General features: G+C 67.5%; 14 protein-coding genes. 4 read left to right on the forward strand and 10 right to left on the reverse strand.

Translation table 11 applies throughout. The annotated features are described in order from the left end of the window. Positions 1-136: 136 nt before the first annotated feature. Positions 137-301, reverse strand: a complete 165-nt coding sequence (locus tag ASF32_RS12945; protein WP_082470365.1) for a YqaE/Pmp3 family membrane protein — start codon at positions 299-301, stop codon at positions 137-139. Positions 302-455: 154 nt separating this feature from the next. Between ASF32_RS12945 and ASF32_RS12950 the strand changes: the two genes are divergently transcribed. Further along, complete coding sequence (locus ASF32_RS12950; RefSeq protein ID WP_056428993.1) at positions 456-1223, forward strand: hypothetical protein; 768 nt, start codon at positions 456-458, stop codon at positions 1221-1223. Between the two features lie 117 nt (positions 1224-1340). Here the strand turns inward: ASF32_RS12950 and ASF32_RS12955 are convergent, their stop codons facing one another. From ASF32_RS12955 to ASF32_RS12975, 5 genes are all read right to left on the reverse strand, one after another. Continuing rightward, positions 1341-2690, reverse strand: coding sequence for a DUF4167 domain-containing protein (locus ASF32_RS12955; RefSeq protein ID WP_056428996.1), 1350 nt, complete (start codon positions 2688-2690; stop codon positions 1341-1343). Between the two features lie 429 nt (positions 2691-3119). Then, positions 3120-4055, reverse strand: coding sequence for a peptide chain release factor N(5)-glutamine methyltransferase (gene prmC / locus ASF32_RS12960; RefSeq protein ID WP_244478081.1), 936 nt, complete (start codon positions 4053-4055; stop codon positions 3120-3122). Beyond that, the gene (prfA, locus tag ASF32_RS12965; RefSeq protein WP_018042072.1) at positions 4052-5137 is read right to left on the reverse strand and encodes a peptide chain release factor 1; all 1086 of its coding nucleotides are present in this window, start codon (positions 5135-5137) and stop codon (positions 4052-4054) included. The genes prmC and prfA overlap by 4 nt, the downstream gene beginning before the upstream one ends. Before the next feature lie 88 nt (positions 5138-5225). Further along, positions 5226-7490, reverse strand: a complete 2265-nt coding sequence (ptsP, locus tag ASF32_RS12970) for a phosphoenolpyruvate--protein phosphotransferase (RefSeq protein WP_056429002.1) — start codon at positions 7488-7490, stop codon at positions 5226-5228. A 72-nt stretch (positions 7491-7562) separates the two neighbouring features. Next, complete coding sequence (locus ASF32_RS12975; RefSeq protein ID WP_056429005.1) at positions 7563-8798, reverse strand: aspartate kinase; 1236 nt, start codon at positions 8796-8798, stop codon at positions 7563-7565. A gap of 186 nt (positions 8799-8984) precedes the next feature. On the opposite strand from ASF32_RS12975, the gene ubiG reads away from it, so the two are divergent. Together ubiG and ASF32_RS12985 are read left to right on the forward strand one after the other, a co-directional pair. Beyond that, on the forward strand, positions 8985-9731 hold the full coding sequence (gene ubiG / locus ASF32_RS12980; RefSeq protein WP_056429009.1) for a bifunctional 2-polyprenyl-6-hydroxyphenol methylase/3-demethylubiquinol 3-O-methyltransferase UbiG: 747 nt from the start codon (positions 8985-8987) through the stop codon (positions 9729-9731). Positions 9732-9835: 104 nt separating this feature from the next. After that, positions 9836-10810, forward strand: a complete 975-nt coding sequence (locus tag ASF32_RS12985; protein WP_056429012.1) for an NADPH:quinone oxidoreductase family protein — start codon at positions 9836-9838, stop codon at positions 10808-10810. A gap of 230 nt (positions 10811-11040) precedes the next feature. Here the strand turns inward: ASF32_RS12985 and ASF32_RS12990 are convergent, their stop codons facing one another. The 3 genes from ASF32_RS12990 to ASF32_RS13000 form a co-directional block, all read right to left on the reverse strand. After that, entirely contained in the window at positions 11041-14391 is a 3351-nt protein-coding gene (locus ASF32_RS12990) for an error-prone DNA polymerase (protein ID WP_056429124.1), read from the reverse strand. Between the two features lie 244 nt (positions 14392-14635). Beyond that, positions 14636-16219, reverse strand: a complete 1584-nt coding sequence (locus ASF32_RS12995; RefSeq protein WP_056429017.1) for a DNA polymerase Y family protein — start codon at positions 16217-16219, stop codon at positions 14636-14638. Continuing rightward, a complete protein-coding gene (locus ASF32_RS13000; RefSeq protein ID WP_244478082.1) occupies positions 16146-16856 on the reverse strand; it encodes an ImuA protein in 711 nt (236 codons plus the stop codon). The genes ASF32_RS12995 and ASF32_RS13000 overlap by 74 nt, the downstream gene beginning before the upstream one ends. A 321-nt stretch (positions 16857-17177) precedes the next feature. Here ASF32_RS13000 and ASF32_RS13005 point away from each other — a divergent pair, with 321 nt between their 5' ends. Then, positions 17178-18191, forward strand: coding sequence for a collagen-like protein (locus ASF32_RS13005; RefSeq protein ID WP_056429023.1), 1014 nt, complete (start codon positions 17178-17180; stop codon positions 18189-18191). Here ASF32_RS13005 and ASF32_RS13010 read toward each other — a convergent pair. After that, on the reverse strand, positions 18186-19421 hold the full coding sequence (locus ASF32_RS13010; RefSeq protein ID WP_056429026.1) for a TIGR03862 family flavoprotein: 1236 nt from the start codon (positions 19419-19421) through the stop codon (positions 18186-18188). The two genes, ASF32_RS13005 and ASF32_RS13010, sit on opposite strands and share 6 nt — an antisense overlap. Positions 19422-19433: the final 12 nt, after the last annotated feature.

The following is a 19433-nucleotide window of genomic DNA, read 5'->3' on the forward strand; positions in this document are numbered from 1 at the left end:
AGGCTCATAACCTGAAGGTCACAGGTTCAAATCCTGTCCCCGCAACCAATCCTACACATCACACCACACAGCCCGCAGCGCCATAAACGCCGCGGGCTTCGTCATGTCCAGAGCACGCAGTTCTCCCCAGCACAGATCAGCGAGACCGCATCACAACCCAAAGCGCGTGAATCGAGCCAGGCAGGTAGAACAGAATGCACAGCAGGATGTTCAGGAAGAACTGCACGCCAATCCCAACCGTCAGAAGCACTGCAATCGGCGGGAGAAAAATGGCAAGGAGAATACGGATAAGGCTCGACACGGTGCTTCCCTGATCAATGGAGTGCTTTTGCACTTCGATGAACCGTAACAGCCGCGCTTAAGTTCCAGCGAGCTCCACTCCCATGGGTGTTCTTCCGCGAACAAACTCGATCCTTGGCCTAAGATGAGGCCCCTCGTCGAGCCGTGAGGCATCCATGCTGATCGAGGCCATCCACTATCTGACGACGCCGGCATCGCGCGCGCAGCGGAGGCTCGGATATCTGAGTGAGAGCGTTCGGCTGCTGTCACGTTCGCGCCGTTGCCGTCTGGCGTGGGCGGATCACCTCGCGGCCGCCCGATCCGCTATCATGCAGTCTTGTGCGGATCTCGTCCGCCGTCGCACCGCCGTGATCCTAGGCTCGGGCCTTCTCGACGATGTACCCTTGTCGTATCTGGCCGAACGCTTCGAGCGTGCGATCCTGGTGGACATGATCCATCCCTGGCCAGCCCGATGGATGGCGCGCCGCCATGCGAATGTCAGCCTGCAGATCGTGGATCTCAGCGGATGCGCGAACTGGCTGAGAGGGGAGGGGGAGCGGCATGCCGATCCTCTTGCCGTATTCAACAGCGACGATGTCGATCTCGTCGTCTCCGCCAATCTACTCTCACAACTGCCGATCCTGCCCGTGGACTGGTTCGAGTCCCGTGGCATTCCGCTTCCCCATGGGTTGGGAGCCGAGATCGTCGACATGCATCTCCGGGGTTTGGCGGGTCTGCGGGCACATGTCTGCCTCATCACCGATACCGAGGAGCTGACAGAAGACCGCGACGGCCGCGTCATCGAGCGGTTCGATCTTCTCCACGGCGTCGCTTTACCGCCTTCCGATCATTCCTGGATTTGGGAGATAGCGCCATTCGGAGAGATTGGACGCCGCCGCAGGCAGCGCCATCACGTCCGTGCCTATTGCGATTGGCGTGGATGAAAGAGCAGCAAGACTTTTGTCTGCGGCAAGAAAAAAGCCGCCCCACATGAGAGGGCGGCTTTTACAAAACTTCATCCGGTTGTCCGCGCCTGGGATAGGCGGCGGGTCCTTTGCAAACTATTCGACGGTGGAGGGTGTATCGTCGGCGTTCGTGCTGCCGCCCTCTGAGCCTTCCGGTCCCTCGAAGCGAGGACGACGGCGACGACGTGGCTTCGGTGCTGCCGGAGCTGAATCGTCCTTCGTCACCTCTCCGGCGAGATCGCGTTTCGGCTCCGCTTCGCCAGCGGGTTCGACAAAGCGTTCTGCCACCGGTGCAGCGGCTGGACGAGGAGCTGCCGTCAGGAAAGCCGGCAAGGCACTGACATCGTCTTCAGCGCGAAGATCGGGTTCCTCGCGGCGGCGGGAACGGCGCGGAGCCGTCTCCGAACGCCGGCTGTCACTGCGCGAGGATTCCGGGCGCGGGCTCTCCTGGCGCTGGTTTTCCTGGCGCTGGTTTTCCTGACGCGGTGGATCCTGTCTCACAGGCTCGTTTCTAAGCGCAGGCTCCTGTCGAGGATTGTCCTGGCGATAGGCCTCCTGCCGGGGAGCTTCCTGGCGAGACACGTCCTGAGACATCTGGTCCGGCTTCGGCGCGGTGTCGTTGCCCTGGAACTCGCTGCGCTGGCTTTCGTAGCGGGAGCTGTCGTTGCGGTTCTGAGCGCGGTTGAAGTCCGTGCGCGGCTGATCCTGGCGGCCGTAATCCTGCCGCGGCTGCTCGTGCCGGGGATTGTCCTGCCTCGGATTATCCTGCCGGGCATTCTCGCCACGGAAGGAATCCTGCCGGTTATACTCCTGGCGGCCACCGTCGCTACGGTGTCCCTCATAGCGCGAACCGTCTTGGCGCGAACCGTCTTGTCGGTTCCCGTCCTGCCGGCCACCGTCCTGGCGCTGACCGTCCCGATTGTTCTCGAAACGTTGGGGGCGGTCGTTACGATTCTGGAAGCGGTCGCGCCGCGGGCTTCGCTGGTCGGACTGGGAGTCCTGGCGGTGATCGGGGCGGGAATCTTGCCGGGAATCCTGCCGCGAGTCTTGGCGTGGCGCCTCGTAGGATTGAGGCTGCGGCTGCTGCGCCGGATCGCCGTATTCCTCGCCGTAACTGTTGCCGTAACCGTTGGCGGCATAGCCCTGGCTCGTGCCCTGGCCCTCGTCTTCGCCATCCTCGTCGTCATCGTAGCCGTTGCGGGCGTAACCGCCATTCTGCTGGCGGTTCTGCTCCTGGGCACCGGAGATGATGCGGAAATAATGCTCGCCGTGCTGGAAGTAATTCTCGGCCGCCACCGGATCGCCGCTCGCTTGCGCATCACGCGCCAGCTGGGCGTATTTGTCCGCGATGTGCTGAGCCGTCCCGCGGATTTTTACATCCGGCCCGTTGGACTCGTAGGAACGCGTCAGCGGATTGGGACCTTTGGGGCGGTTGCGACCGCGCATCCGTCTATTCTGGTTTGGTCTCATCGGTCTCGATTGACCCTCGTTCAAATCGGAGCGTCTGATGATGCGGCGGGGCTACGAGCGAAGGAGAATGAACCCGCTCGGGCTCTTTCCTGTCCTCGTAAGATCCGGTCGATGGTTCCGCGATCGATTGTGCCGTGCTCGCCGTATGTCCGGCCAACCGATTCCCACGCTCGCATCTCGGCGTCGATCGGATGTCTGGAACTCAGTTCATCAAGCTTCCACACGGAATCTCGTGCGTATCGGCTCGATGGTGGGGAGATCGTCTAAAAACATCGCGTGCTAGACGCCGCCGACATTTCTACCTCGATCCGCCTTAACGGACCGTTCGCGACCTGACTGTGACATTAGCGGCTCCCCAAGCCCACAACAAGCTTTTTTTCCGAGCCTTCTCGCGGTTTCCGGTGGTCAAAGGCCCGATAATGTGACGACGCGGGCGTGACCGGCCAGATCGTGCCGGATCGAACCTTGCGTGAATCCCGCCTCATGGCCGATCCGGACGACGTCCTCCGCCTGATCGTAACCGACCTCGAACACCAGGGCCCCATCCCGCGCGAGCAGGCGCCGGCCATCCGACGCCCCGCTCACCTCCGCGGTGATCCTCCTGTAGGCGGCCAAGCCATCCTCTCCGCCATCGAGGGCGCCAATGGGATCATGGTAGCGAACTTCGTGGGAGAGCATCGGAATGGTGGCGCTCGGGATGTAGGGCGGGTTCGAGAGAATGACGTCGAACGGCTTGCCGAGAGCGGAGCACCAATCGCCGGCAAGGAAAGCGGCACGCCGTCCGACACCGTTCATCCGGGCGTTGCTGCGGGCGCAACCGAGCGCTTCGTGCGAACGGTCGACACCCACGCCGAAGGCCTGTGTCCATTCGCTCAAGAGCGCGATCAGGATGCAGCCGGATCCGGTTCCGAGATCCAGGAGGCGTAGGGGCCGGTCGCGGGTAGCATGAAGCGACAGTGCGGCATCCACCATCGTCTCGGTATCGGGCCTGGGAACCAGGGTCGCGGCGTTCAGGATGAAGGGAAGACCCCAAAACTCCCACTCGCCGAGGATGCGGGCGACGGGCTCACCCGCGAGGCGCCGTTGCATCGCCTCGCCGAGCCGCTTGGCGCCCTGCTCGCCCAGAGTCTCCGCGCCGGAAAGGACGAGCTCGGTCTGAGTGATGCCTAGGACGTGAAGGAAGAGGAATCGGGCATCGCTGGCCCCGCCATCGATCCCGGCCTCGCGGAAAGCCGCCGTGATCCGGCTGAGCGCCTGCGAGCGAGACAGCCATGGGTCGATGCCTGTTCCATCCGCCCCGCCCCCGGTCACGCGAGAGTCACTCAGACCATCTTCCGTCACGCCATGCCTTCGGCGGCCATGAGTTCGGCCTGGTGCTCAGTGATGAGGGCATCCACGAGTTCGTCCAGCGCTTCACCCGCGAGAACCTCTTCCAGTTTGTAGAGGGTGAGGTTGATGCGGTGGTCGGTCACCCGCGCCTGTGGGAAATTGTAGGTGCGGATACGCTCCGACCGGTCTCCCGAACCGACCTGTGACTTGCGGTCTGCTGCGCGAACGGCATCTTTTGCCGTCCGTTCGGCATCGTAGAGCTTGGCCCGCAGGAGCGACATGGCGCGCGCGCGGTTCTTGTGCTGCGAGCGCTCTTCCTGGACGAAAATGACGATGCCGCTCGGCATATGGGTGATGCGGATCGCCGATTCCGTCTTGTTGACGTGCTGGCCGCCGGCACCCTGGGAGCGCATCGTGTCGATCTTCAGATCGGCATCGTTGACGACGATATCGACCTCCTCGGCCTCGGGCAGGACCGCCACGGTGGCGGCTGAGGTGTGGATGCGTCCCTGGGCCTCGGTATCGGGCACACGCTGGACCCGGTGGGCTCCGCTCTCGAATTTCAGCTTGGCGAAGACGCCCTTGCCCTTCACCTCAGCGATGACTTCGCGATAGCCGCCGACCGTGCCTTCGCTCTCGGAGATGACATCGACCTTCCAGCCCTTCAGATCCGCGTATTTCGCGTACATCCGGAACAGATCGCCGGCGAAGAGCGCGGCTTCGTCGCCACCGGTCCCGGCACGGATTTCGAGAATGGCGCTCTTCTCGTCGGCGGCGTCCTTGGGCAGCAGGATGACCTGGAGCGCCTTGTGTGCCGCCTCGAGCCCCGCTTCCGCATCGGGCTTTTCGGCGGCGGCGAGCGCACGCATCTCGGCATCGCCCCCCGGCTCGTCGATGAGAGCCTCGATTTCGGCAAGGTTCGTCGCGGCCGCGCGGTAGGCATGGATGGCCGCCACCACGCCGTCGAGTTCGGCGAGTTCCCGGGACAGCTGGACGAAGCTGTCGGAATCGGCCGAACCTGCGCTGAGCGTGGCGGTGACGATGTCATGCCGCGTCAGAATGGCGTCGAGACGGTCTGAAGGAATTGGGGTCATCGCCCGGAGGATACTCTCAACTGTGGAAAGGGAATGTCGAACGGACGTGCGAAAAGCTCAGCTGCCGGCGTAAGCGCCGTCACGCTCGCTAGATAGGCACGCCGTGGGCCTTGGCGAAGGCCGTCAGGACCGGCCGCAGGGAAGCGCTGTCGCTGGAACGCTCCATCTCGGCATCGATCACCGCCGCCACGGCGGACGCATCGATTCCGAGAACCATGGCCTTCACCGGGCCGATGGCGGCGGGCGACATCGACAGGTTGCGGAAGCCGAGGCCGATCAGGGCCATCGCCTCCAAGGGCTTGCCGCCGATCTCGCCGCAGATGGTGACGGGGCAGCCGGCGGCAGCCGCCCGCTCGGCGATGAGGCGGAACGCACGCAGGGCCGGCACGCTGAGCGTGTCGAACCGGTCGGCGACGCGGCGGTTTTCGCGGTCCACCGCGAAGAGGAACTGCATCAGGTCGTTCGAGCCCACCGACAGGAAGTCGGCGACCTTGGCGATCTCGTCGATCTGGAAGAGGAGAGACGGTACCTCGACCATCACGCCGAGGCGGCAATCGCTCGGAAGGATATGGCCGTGGCGGCGCAGATGCGCCTTCTCCCGGTCGACGATGGCCTTGGCGCGGACGAACTCGTCCACCGTCGCCACCATCGGAAACATGATCTTGAGAGGCCGGCCGGACGCCGCCCGCAGCAGCGCGCGCAACTGCACCCGCAACAGGGCGGGGCGGTCGAGGCCGATGCGGATGGCGCGCCAGCCGAGAGCCGGGTTTTCCTCCTCGAGGGCCGGCATGTAGGGCAGGATCTTGTCGCCGCCGATATCCAGGGTACGGATCGTCACGGGCAGGTCGCCGGTGGCGGCGAACACCGCTTCGTAGAGCGATTGCTGCTCGGCGGCCGAGGGCATCCGCTGCGCCACCATGAACTGCAATTCCGTGCGGAACAGGCCGATGCCCTCCGCGCCGGTCTCATGGAGATGGGTGAGGTCGACCAGCAGTCCGGCATTCAGCTGCAGGCCGATGGCGACCCCGTCCCTGGTGACGGCGGGGAGGTCGCGGAGCGCCCGGTACTGTTCCTGACGGCGCGCGCGCAGGCGGACCTGCTCGGCATAAGCCGCCTCGATCTCCGGGCCGGGACGGACCTGGATCTCGCCGGTGACACCATCGACGATGATGGCGTCGCCCGCATCGCAGAGGGCCGTAGCATTGGCGATCTCGCCCACCGCCGGGATGCCGAGCGCCCGTGCGACGATGGCGATATGGCTCGTCGGGCCACCTTCCTCCAGCACCACGCCGCGCAGGGAGGCGCGGTCATAGTCGAGGAGGGCGGCCGGCCCCATGGAGCGGGCGACGAGAATCGCGTTTTCGGGAAGCTCGCGATGCGTGCCGTTGCTCTCCGTTCCGATCAACGTGCGCAGAAGACGGTTGGCGAGATCGTCGAGGTCGTGCAGGCGGTCGCGAAGATACGGATCGCTCTGACGCATCATCCGGGCGCGGTTGTCCGACTGCACGCGCTCCACGGCGGCTTCCGCGGTGAGGCCGGAATGGACGGCCTCGCGCATCCGGCGCAGCCAGCCCTTGTCGTGCGCGAACATGCGCACCGTCTCCAGCACCTCACGCGATTCGCCGGTGCCGATGCTGTCGCCGCGCTCCACGAGATCGTCGATGGCCGAGCGGACTTCTCCGATGGCCTCCTCCAGGCGCTCGACCTCGCGCTCCAGGTTTTCGGCGATGAGCTGCTTCACGATGATGCGCGGCTCATGCAGCACCACGTGGCCGAGGCCGATGCCATCGGCGAGCGCGACACCGCGCTGGCTCACGGCGCGGCGCGCGGCCGAGCCCGCACCTGGGGCCAGGGATTGCAATTCACCCGAAGCGATCATCTCGGACAGCACCATCGCCGTCGTCTGGAGCGCCTCGATCTCCTCCTCCGAATAGACCCGGTAAGTGAGGTTCTGCACCACGAGGACGCCGAGCGTATTCCCCGCCCGCAGCAGCGGCACGCCGAGGAAGGCGTGATAGGCCTCTTCCCCGGTCTCGGGGCGATACGAGAAAGCGGGGTGGGACTGGGCGTCCGATAGCGAGAGCGGCTCGGCGGTCTTGGCGATGAGGCCGACGAGGCCTTCATCGGCCCGCATCCGGGTCAGGTGGACGGCCGAACGGTTCAGTCCCTCGGTGGCAAACAGTTCGAGGGTGTTGTCATCGCTCAGGACATAGACCGAGCAGACCTCGGCGATGACGTTCGCCGCGATGAGGGTGACGATGCGGTCGAGGCGAGCTTGTGGACTGACCGGCTCCGCCATCGCTTCGCGGAGGCGGCGCAGCAGCAGGCGCGGTCCTCCGGGCGCAGCAGGCATGGTCTCCTCGATCCGAATTCAGTCCCCGGTTCCGCACGCGCAAGTTTCATGCGCGGCGGAGAGGGCAGGCGCTCAAGCCTGATCGAGGCCGTATAGCGAGTGGAGCGTACGCACGGCAAGCTCCGTATAGGCCGCGTCGATCAGGACCGAGAACTTGATCTCCGATGTGGTGATCGCGCGGATGTTGATTCCCTTCTGCGCCAGGGCCCTGAATGCCTTGGCGGCGACACCCGCATGGCTGCGCATGCCAACGCCGATGGCCGAAACCTTGACGACATCGGTGGCGCCCTCGATCTGGGCGAACTCGATGATGCCGCTCTGAGCATCGAGAATCGTGCGGGCGCGATCGTAATCGGCCGAGGGCACCGTGAAGGTCATGTCGGTGGTCGACTGGTCGCCGGACACGGTCTGGATGATCATGTCGACGTTGATGTTGGCATCCGCCAGCGGTCCGAAGATCGCGGCCGCGATCCCGGGGCTGTCCTTGACGCGGCGAAGGGTGATCTGCGCCTCGTCCTTCGAGAAGGCGATCCCGGTGATGATCTGCTGTTCCACGATGTCGTCCTCGTCGCAGATGAGGGTGCCTGTGCGGGCGTTGTCGGGTGGGTCGAAGCTGGAGCGCACCGTGGTCGGCACGCGATGGACCATGGCGAGCTCGACGGAACGGACCTGGAGCACCTTGGCCCCGAGAGAGGCCATCTCCAGCATCTCTTCGAAGGTCACGCGTTCCATGCGCTTGGCCTTCTGCACCACGCGCGGGTCGGTGGTGTAGACGCCGTCGACGTCGGTATAGATGTCGCAACGCTCCGCGCCGATGGCGGCGGCGATGGCGACCGCGCTGGTATCCGAGCCGCCCCGGCCGAGCGTCGTCACGCGGCCGGTCTCGGCATGGATACCCTGAAAGCCGGCGATCACGGCGACTTCGCCGCGTTGGAAGCCGGCCTCGAGATTCTTCGGATCGATGGCGGTGATACGGGCCGAGCCGTGGGCGTCCGAGGTCTCGATCGGGATCTGCCAGCCCTGCCAGGACCGGGCCTTGATCCCGTTCTTCTGGAGCGCCGCGGCGAGGAGACCAGCGGTGACGAGCTCCCCCGAAGCGACGATGGCGTCGTATTCCGCCTCGTCGTAGAGCGGGTTGGCGTCCTTGACCCAGGCCACGAGTTCGTTGGTCTTGCCGGACATGGCCGAGACCACGACGGCGACGTCGTAGCCGGCCTCGATCTCGCGCGCCACGTGGAGCGCCACGTTGCGGATACGGTCCACGGTCGCCACCGATGTGCCGCCGAACTTCATTACCAAACGGGGCATGTCGGGTCCGCGTCGATTCATTCCAGGCTGGCCGCCCGCTGCGGGCACGACGCCGGCGGCAATCGCCGCAGCCGTGTCCCGCCGCTATACCGGCCGGTGCCTGGGCGGGTACAAGGGCCCTTCGGACGTGTCAACAATCGGGCATGCGGGCGGGATGGCCCGCATCCGAGTCGGAAGGTCAGGCGAATGAATCCAGCGGCACCCTCTTCCATCGACGCCGAGGAAGTCGCGCGCTTCGAGGGGATCGCCGCGACCTGGTGGGCCGAGGACGGGCCGATGAAGGTGCTTCACCGCTTCAACCCCGTGCGCCTCGCCTATATCCGCGACGCGATCTGCAGAACCTTCGGCCGAGACCCGCGCGCGCCCTATCCGCTGAAGGGGCTGACCATCGTCGATGTCGGCTGCGGCGGCGGCGTCCTGTCCGAGCCCCTGGCGCGGCTCGGCGCCAGCGTCACCGGGCTCGATCCGGCCCCCACCAACATCGCCGTGGCGCGATCCCATGCGGAGGCCGAGGGCGTGGCGGTGGATTACCGCTCGCAGACCATCGAAGAAGTGGTGGCGGCGGGCGAGCTTTTCGACGTCGTCCTGATCATGGAGGTGGTGGAGCACGTGGTCGACATGCCGGCCTTCGTCGCGAGTGCCTGCCAGGCGGTGAAACCGGGCGGTCTCCTGTTCGCCGCCACCCTCAACCGCACGATGCGCTCCTTCGCGCTGGCCATCGTCGGAGCGGAATACGTTCTCGGCTGGCTGCCGCGCGGAACCCATGACTGGAACAAGTTCGTGAAGCCGGAGGAATTGTCCCGCGCCATCGCGCGCGGCGGCCTCGCCGTCACCGATACGACCGGCGTCGTGTTCAATCCCCTCGACGGGAGTTGGCGACCGGCCCGCGACACGGCAGTGAACTACATGGTCGCGGCAGCGCGTCCGGCCTGAACCGGGCTCTACGAGCGCCGCTGACGACGAACGCTTGCGCTGCTGCCGCCAATCGGTGCAAGCGCGCTCAAGCAAAAGGCGCTGCGGCTCAAGGGAGGATCGGCATGAAGGCTTTGCTCTGCACCAGGCTCGGCGGCCCCGAGGATCTCGCGATCGCCGACTTGCCGGATCCAATGCCCGGACCCGGCGAGGCCGTGGTGCGGGTGACGCTGGCGGCACTGAACTTCTTCGATACGCTCATCATCGCAGGGCGCTACCAAGTGAAGCCCGATCTGCCGTTTTCACCCGGCGGTGAGGCCGTGGGAATCATCGAGGCCCTGGGGCAGGGCGTCGAGGGGTTCGGGGTCGGGGACCGGGTCATCGTCCACCGTACCTGCGGCACCTGCGCCGAGCGCATCGCGGTGGGCACCCGGCATCTCACTGCCGTCCCCGATGCGGTGAGCGACGAGCAGGCCGCCGGCCTCACCATCACCTATGGCACCTCGCTCCACGCCCTGCGGGATCGCGCGCGGCTCCAGCCCGGCGAGACCTTGGCGGTCCTCGGTGCCTCGGGCGGCGTCGGTCTCGCTGCGGTGGAGCTCGGCGTGATCATGGGGGCCAAGGTAATCGCCTGTGCCTCCTCGCCGGAGAAACTCGCGGTGGCGCAGGCGCACGGCGCAGAGATGAGCCTTGATTACAGCGCGAACAATCTGCGCGAGGGGTTGAAGAAGCTCACCGAGGGACGGGGCGTCGACGTGATCTACGATCCGATCGGCGGCGAATACGCCGAGCCTGCGCTACGCTCGCTCGGCTGGAAGGGACGCTACCTCGTCGTCGGATTCGCGGCCGGCGATATCCCACGCATCCCCCTGAACCTCGCCCTCCTGAAGGGCATCGATATCCAGGGCGTGCATTGGGGCGTGTTCGTGGAGCGCGAGCCCGAGGCTCACCGGGCGAACCAGGAACAGCTCCTCGCCTGGGTGGCGGAGGGGCGCCTCAAGGCCAAGATCCACGGCACCTATCCGATGATCGAATACGAGAACGCGCTCGGCATCCTCAAGCGCCGCGAAGCCGTGGGCAAGGTCCTGCTTCGGCCCTGAGGGGGCAAGCCCTCCTCCCCAGCGGATCTCGTGCCTGCTCAAGATCCGTCGAGCTTGTGGGGAGGAGTTGGAGGTGGGGGTGGTGGGGTGACCCTCAGCTTACGGAGGCTGGCGGAGCCACCCCCACTCCTGACCTCTCCCCACAAGGGGGAGAGGGACGCGCTCTGCCTGCAAAAGCAGATGGGTGAATCCGGTAGCCGCCGGCGGGGAGAGGGGATGCGCACCGCCCCTCAATGGAAATCCCGGCTGCGGTAGACGCGCCGGTCGGGCGGCGCCCCGAAATCCGTGGTTTCCGGTGGGAGGGGGAGGCCGCCCTCCCGCAGGGTCCGCAATTCCTCCGTCAGGTCGCGAAACTGCTCGGCCAGGAGATGAACCACCAGCCCTGAGCGCTGGATGCGGCCGCGCACGGCAAGGAAGCGCGCGCTCATGGCGATGCGCCGGTTGGCGTCGAACACCTTCTTCCAGACGATGACGTTGCAGATGCCGGTCTCGTCCTCCAGCGTCAGGAACACCACGCCCTTGGCGGTGCCGGGGCGCTGCCGGGTGAGGACGAGGCCCGCCACCGTGACGCGGGCATTCTGCGCCCATGAAGGGTCGTGGTGGGCCGCCGCAGGGATCGCGCCGATGCGGGCGAGGCGCGCCCGGAAGAACGCCACCGGATGGCCTTTGAGCGAGAGGCCGGTGGAGACGTAATCCTCCGCCACATGCTCGGAGAGCGCCATGGCGGGCAGCTCCACCGCGGGCTCGGCCCGGAACAGGCCATCATCGGCATGGAAGGCGAAAAGCGGCATCGGCGCATCGAGGAGATGGGTGCGCCGGTCGGTGGGGACGCCCCGCCCGGCGCTGGCCCGCATCGACGTTCCTTCCAGCGCCCGCACCGCCCAGAGCGCAGCGCGGCGGTCGAGGTCGAGGGAGCGGAAGGCATCCGCTTCCGCCAAGCGCTCGAGGGCGTTGCGGGGCAGCGTCAGGGCGGCCTGGAGGCCCTCGACGCTGGCATAGCCGTTGCCGCGCAGGGCCACGAGCCGGGCCATGGCGGCTTTCGGCAGGCCGCTCACCTGCCGCAGGCCGATGCGGACGGCGAAGCGGCGCTCCGGCCCACGCTGCTCCGAGGTCGGTTCCAGAGTGCAGTCCCATTCGCTGGCGTTGACGTCGGGCCCGCGCACCTCGACCCCATGGGCGCGGGCATCCCGCACCAGCTGGGCCGGCTGGTAGAATCCCATGGGCTGCGAGTTCAGGATCGCGGCCAGGAAAACGTCCGGGTGCCGGCATTTCATCCAGGCCGAGGCGTAGACCAGCAGGGCGAAGCTCGCCGCGTGGCTCTCGGGAAAGCCGTAGGTTGAGAATCCCTCGATCTGCTTGAAGCAGCGCTCGGTGAAATCGCGCGGATAGCCGCGCCCGACCATGCCCTCGATGAACTTGGTCCTGAAATTCACGATCAGCCCGTTGTGCCGGAAGGTCGCCATGGCCCGGCGCAAGCCGTCGGCTTCAGACGGCGTGAATCCGGCCGCCGTGATCGCGATCTGCATGGCGTGTTCCTGGAACAGCGGCACGCCGAAGGTCCGCTTCAACACCTCCTCGAGTTCGTCCTTCCGTCCATGCTCGGGAGAGGGGGATGGGAAGACCACTTCCTCCTCCCCAGAGCGCCGGCGCAGGTAGGGATGGACCATGTCGCCCTGGATCGGGCCGGGGCGCACGATGGCGACCTGCACGACGAGATCGTAGAATTCCTTCGGCTTCAGGCGCGGCAGCATCGACATCTGCGCCCGGCTCTCGACCTGGAACACGCCGACGGAATCGGCCTTCGAGAGCATCGCGTAGACGTCCGGCTGCTCCGGCGGGATGTCGGCCAGGGTCTCGTAGGCGACGCCGAAATCCTCGCGCAGGAAGTCGAGGCCGCGCTTGAGACAGGTCAGCATGCCGAGCGCCAGCACGTCGACCTTGAGAAGGCCGATCGTGTCGATGTCGTCCTTGTCCCATTCGATGAAGGTGCGGTCCGGCATCGCCGCATTGCCGATCGGCACGGTCTCGTCGAGACGCCCCCGCGTCAGCACGAAGCCGCCCACATGCTGGGACAGGTGGCGCGGGAAGCCGATGAGCTGGATCGCGAGGTCCACCGCCTGCCGGATCGCCGGGTTGGCGGGGTCGAGCCCGGCTTGCGCGATATGCTGGTCGGGCAGACCGTCGCCCCATGAGCCCCATACCGTGTCGGCCATCATGCCGGTGATGTCGGGGGTGAGGCCCAGCACCTTGCCGACCTCGCGGATCGCGCTGCGGGGCCGGTAATGGATCACCGTCGCGCAGATGGCCGCGCGCTCCCGCCCGTAGCGATCGTAGAGGTGCTGGATCACCTCCTCACGGCGCTCATGCTCGAAATCGACGTCGATATCGGGCGGTTCGTCGCGGCTTTCGGAAATGAAGCGGGCGAAGAGAAGCCGGATCTTGGTCGGGTCCACCGAGGTGATGCCGAGGCAGTAGCAGACCACGGAATTGGCCGCCGAGCCGCGGCCCTGGCACAGGATTCCCCGGTTCCGGGCGAATTCGACGATGTCGTGGATGGTGAGGAAGTAGCGGGCGTAATCGAGCTGGCGGATCAGGTCGAATTCGTGGGCGAGGGCCGTCTCCACCATCTCGGGAATGCCATCCGGATAGCGCAGCCGGGCCCGTTGCCGCGTCATGTATTCGAGATGCCCCTGGGCCGTCCTGCCGGGGGGGACGGTCTCGTCGGGATACTCGTATTTCAGCTCCTCCAGCGAGAACTCGCAGGCTTGCGCGATCTCGACACTGCGCGCGATCGCCTCCGGGTGGTCCGCGAAGAGCCGGGCCATCTCCTCCGGTGGCTTCAGGTGGCGCTCGGCATTGGCCTCCAGCCGGTAGCCGGCCTCGACCAGGGTGCAACCCTCGCGGATGCAGGTGGCGACATCCTGCAGGGGGCGCCGGTCGGGATGGTGGTAGAGCGCATCCGACACCGCCACCATCGGCGCGCCGAGGCGTTTCCCGAACCCGGCCAGCCGGCCGAGGCGGCGGCGCTCGTCGCCACGGTAGCGGTGGCTGACACCGAGGAAGACGCGGCCCGGCGCCGCCTCCGCCAGATCGGCGAGGTGACGGGCGAAGGCCTCGTCCGCCATGTCCGGCGGCGAGCCGTCTTCCGAAGGCAGAAAATCCTCGGGAGGCAGAAAATCCTCCGGAGAAATGGCGATGAAGATCTGGCCCCTTGCTGCCGCGAGCACCTCCGCGATGCCGAACCGGCATTCGCCCTTCTCCGAACGGCGGTTGCCATCCGTGAGCAACCGGCAGAGCCGGCCATAGGCATCCCGGTCCATCGGGTAGGCGACCGCCTCAAAACCTTCCTCGGTGACGAGACGGACGCCCGGCAGATACCGGACCGTCGCTTCGCCCGCCTTCTTCCGGCGCTTGGCCTCGGCATGGCCGCGCACCACGCCCGACAGCGTATTGCGGTCGGCGATGCCGATGGCGTGAAACCCGAGTTCGGCACCCTGCGCCACCATTTCCTGCGGATGCGAGGCTCCGCGCAGGAACGAGAAATTCGTGGTCACCGCGAGCTCCGCATAGGGCGGGGTCATGCGCAGAAAGATGGGCCGTTCGCGCAATCCCCTCTCCCCGCGAGCGGGGAGAGGGCCGCGACGACCCCGTTGTCGGCGCGGCGAGGCGGCAGCCGAGGGTGAGGGGGCGCGTCCGAAGGAGCCTCATCCGAAGAGACCCCCTCACCCTCGCTCCGGCTTCGCCTCCGCTCATCGCAGTCACGGCAAGGTGCCTGCGATCCTCTCCCCGCCCGGCGGGGAGAGGGGAGGGCGCTCATCTCGGCACTCACGCGAACAATCCCTGCACGAACCAGCGTGCGGCCTGCTGCGCCGTGTGGAAGCCTTCCCGGTAGACCCAGAGCCTCCGGCCGGATTCGTCCTCGACCACGTAATAGTCCCGGGCTGGTGCGGGGGCGTGCCACCAGGCGTCGGCGATGCGCTCCGGTCCTTCGGCATGGGCGATTCGGTGCAGACGTCGGCGCCAGCGGAAACGCTGGGGCGGCCCGTCGGGGGCCAGCGAGAACACCTCGTCGGCCATTTCGCTGCGAGGGAAGAGGACGAGGGGGCGGGACGGCACGGGGCCGCCCGGGCGCGCATTTCCCCGCCCGGTCCAGTCGAGGGCCACATGGTTCACCCGCCACGGTTCCAGGGCGTCGGCGCGTTCGGGGATATGGCTCGCTCGTGGGCTCACCCTTATCACCCTGGCCCTGATGCGCTGGCGCAGGGCATCGGCGAGGCGGGCGGTTCCGTTGCCTTCCGCGCGTCGATCGAGGCCAGTATCAGCGAGGGAGTCCTGGCGCGCTTCCAGCCGGCCGATGCCGGTCACGTCGAGCCGCACGGTCTCGAAGCCGAAGCCGGCATCGAGGGCCGGGCCGAGCCGGTCGAGGCGCAGGTCCAGCAGCCGACCGATCTGGATGGGGCACAGGGTCGGTTCCGACAGGCCGAGATCGAGGGTCTTCTCGATGCCGTCGACCCGATGCAGGCTCAAGCGCAGGGATTGCGCGCCCATGCCCGATGCGCCGAGACGGGGAGCGATCTCCCGCATCAGCCGGATGGCGGTGGCGACGATGCCGGCCTGATGTCCGATCGGGTCGAGGAAGCCCTGGCTCGCGCCGAAGGCGGCAGGCTCGGCCAGGGAGACCAGCGGTTCGGGCCTCCTCCCCAATGCCTGATCGAGGCGCAGGAGCAGGGTCTCGCCGAAGCGTCGGGCGAGGGGAGGGCGGGGCGCGTCGGCCAACGCTCCGATCCGGCGCAGGCCGAGGCGACGCAGCGAGTCCGAGATGGACGGCTCGATCCGCAATGCGGCGACGGAAAGCTCGCGCAGGGACGGTGCATTGTCTCCGGGCGGCACGATGACGGGCCTCGCCGAACCGCCGTGGCGGGCATGGGCGAAAGCGCAGGCGGGTGTGTCGGCCAGGGCCAGCCGGGCGGGAATCGCATTGGCCGACAGGCGACCGGAAAGGTCGGCCATCAGGCCTTCCTCACCGCCGAACAGATGGCTCGACCCCTCCACGTCGAGGAAGAAGCCGGCAGCACCCTCTGCCGGTCCGAACGGCGCGACCACGGGCGTGTAGCGACGGGCCCAGAGGCAGAGCCGCGCGAGGGCGGCGGCATCGGCCTCCGGGTCGGCGGGGTGGACGGCGATGCCGGGGCCGATCCTCGCTCGGGCTCGCGCCAGGGGCTCTCCTGGGCGCAGGCCCAGGGCCCAGGCAGCGGCATCCACTGCCGTGATGCGCAGGCCCCCCGGGCCGATGGCGGCCACGACGGAGGGCGCGGCCGCTTCTGGCGCCGCGTGTTCAAGCCGTGTTCGAGCGCGCCTGAGGCGCGTCAGCGGCCACTGCTCCAGCCAGACCGAAACGATGCGCGGCATGATCCCACTCCAGAAGCCAATCCCCGGTCCGTCCGTTGCGGCAGCGGTCGAGCCGCGCCCGCCAGCAGGGCCGCTCGATGCAGCCGAAGCGGTCCCGCAGGGCCGCCCCCGACCCGATCCGCCAGCGGGTCGCGGCCATGTTCGGGTTTTCCGCCTGCGGCGGCCGCAGGACGAGGAGGAGGCGGGAGGCCGCCTCGCCCGCCAGATGCAGCCGACGGCTCTGTTTCAGCGACAGGCCGGCATCCACCAGCCCCGCCACTGCCCTCAGGCCCTGAGACCGCAGGGCTTCCTCCACGGCGCGGTAGGCATCCGCGTCGTTCTCCACCTCCAGGATCAGCAGGCGGCCCGGATCGAGGCCGAGCCCGGCGAGACCATGGCCGTAGGGCGTCGGATGGCCCTTGCCGATGACGAGGAGCGCCTCTCCCTCCACCCGCGCCAGGTGACGCGCCACGAGGGCGAGGGTGAAGCCCAGGGCCGCCGCCTCGTCGCCTTCGGCTTCCGGCGCGATCTCGTGCGGTCGCCCGAGGGTGAGGCCGTTGCCGGGAAGCCCCGAATCGATATGGGCGATTCCCAGGGGCAACGACTCGACGCGGAGGGCGTCGGAATGTCCTCCCCCGTGATCGCGCAGGGCGGCCATCGCAACCCTCCGGCGCCGCGCGAACTCGTCCGTGTTCGTCTCGCCCTCATCGCGCATTGTCCGTTGAGCCAAAGCCATCCTGTCCGCACCGTCGCCGGACGATAAGAACAAAACAAGAACACACTCAACAGGTTTCAGGGATCTGAAAAATTTCCCAACGCAAACAGTCGTTTCCCCTGTGGACGACTGTGGATGAGTGTGGACGGCCGAGAATCGGCAGGGCGTTCGAGCCCCTCATTGTGGACTTGACCCCATGGCCGGACCCGGCATTGTCCCTCCGCCGTGCCGGACCCCCGGCGCATCAGCCGGGAGAGAATGCCCATGCGCCTCGACCAAGCCGCCCAGTGCCAGGCCCTCCATCGCCCGACCGGAAACAGCCAGAAGGCCAACTCCCTGTTCGGCAAATCGCTGATTGGCCTGATGCTGCTCGTGGGCTCCTTCTCTGGGGCCGCCTTCGCGCAGGCGCCAGGCCAGGTCAGCCCCGGCCAGCCGGGCCGTGGGATGAGCGCCGCCCCGGCGACAGATGCCGCAGCGGCTCCGGGGCCCAGGGCCAGGACCAGGCGGGTCGTGACGCCGTCGCAGCCGATCCAGGTTTACGATGCGCGGATCGAGGGGGGAGACCTGCGGATCTCGGGCAGCGTGCGCAAGGCCGGCACCGTCGTCATTCTCGACGAAGACATCTCGGTGATGGCCGATTCGCGCGGGCGTTTCCTGTTCCGCCTTCCCTACCGACCGGCTACCTGCGTCGCGGCGCTGAAGGCCGGTGAAGACGAGAGGGAGGCGGTGGTGGCCAATTGCGCGCCCACGGGCGAGCCCGGCCCCAAGGGCGATGCGGGCCCCGCAGGTGAAACCGGGCCCCAGGGCATGGCAGGGCTTGTCGGACCGCAGGGGATTGCGGGCCCCGCGGGCGAGGCCGGGCCGAAAGGTGAGACGGGACCGAAGGGCGAGGCCGGGCTCAAGGGAGAGACTGGCCCCCAGGGACCGATCGGTCCCAAGGGCGATGTTGGTCCCAAGGGCGATGTCGGTCCCAAGGGTGAGGTTGGGCCAAAAGGCGATGTCGGCCCCAAGGGGGACACGGGTCCCAGGGGGCCTGCCGGTCCTCAGGGCGAGCCGGGGGCGGCTGGCATCACGGCCAGCGCCGCCAACTCCAGCCTTCGTCCCGTCCGCAACGAGACGTGTTCGACAAGCGGCTGCGAGTTGAGCTGTGCCAGTGGCGAGGCCTTCGTCTCGGCCTATTGCCTGTCCTCGGGTAGCCCGTCCTTCGCCAATGGCGGCGCCAGCGCGTCCTGCCCGTCCGATGCCAAGGGCATGGTCGGGTTCTGCACGCGGTTATAGGCCCGCGCCGGCTTCGTCGAGCCAGCCCATCATCCCGGCGGCCGCCGCGCGACCGCTGGAAAAGGCCCCCTGCAGCAGGTAGCCGCCGGTGGGGGCTTCCCAATCCAGCATCTCGCCGGCGACGAAGACCCCCGGCCGCGCTTTCAGCATGAAGCGGTGATCGACGGCCTCGAAGGCGACGCCCCCCGCCGTGGAGATCGCCCGGTCGATCGGACGGGGAGCGAGCAGGCGCAAGGGAGCCGCCTTGATCAAGGCCGCGAGATCGCCCGCCGAGGATGGAAGCGTGCGGCCGGCCGCCTCGCGCAAAATTCCCGCCGCCACGGGGTCGAGCCCCGCATCCTTGCGCAGACGCGTGGCGAGGGACGCCCCCGGCTTGTACGTCGCGACGCGTCGCATCAGCGTATCCTCGCTGAGGTCCGGCCGTAGATCGAGGACGAGACGGGCCTCACCCTTGGCCTCGATCGTCTCGCGGATGAGGCGCGACAGGGCATAGACCGCCCCGCCCTCGATCCCGTCCGTGGTGATCATGGCCTCGCCGCGTACGCTCTCCTCGCCGAGCCTGAGCACGACGCGCTTCAGGGGCGTCCCGGCGAAGCGTTCGCGGAACACATCCGACCATGGCACGGTGAAGCCGACATTGGCGGGTTTGAGCGGCGAGACGGCGATGCCTGCCCCGGTGAGAAGCGGGACCCAGGTCCCATCCGAGCCGAGCCGTGGCCAGCTCGCTCCGCCAAGAGCCATCAGGGTCGCCTGGGGGGCCACCGTGACGCGTCCGTCCGGGGTCTCGAAAGCCAGGCTTCCATCCGCCTCCCAGCCGAGGAAGCGATGCCGTGTGAGGATGCGGACGCCCATGGCATCGAGCCGCCCCAGCCATGCCCGCAGGAGCGGGGAGGCCTTGAAGCTTTTCGGGAATACACGGCCGCTCGACCCGACGAAGGTCGGCTGGTCGAGCCCCTCGCACCAGTCCCGCAAGGCTTGCGGAGGAAACGCGTCGACCGCCTTCGCGAAAGACGGATTCGCCGGGTGGTAGCGGCGGTGGAACGACTCCAGCGGCTCGCTATGCGTGAGGTTGAGGCCGCCGCGCCCGGCGATGAGGAACTTGCGCCCAACCGAGGGCATCCGCTCGTAGAGCGCGACGCGGTGACTGGCCTCGGCCAGAATCTCGGCGGCCGCCAGCCCGGCCGGGCCGCCGCCGATCACCGCGATGTCTCGTGACGTCAATCCTGTCATGGACGTTGGGAG

This window comes from Methylobacterium sp. Leaf91 (assembly GCF_001422815.1).
Classification (GTDB): Bacteria; Pseudomonadota; Alphaproteobacteria; order Rhizobiales; family Beijerinckiaceae; genus Methylobacterium.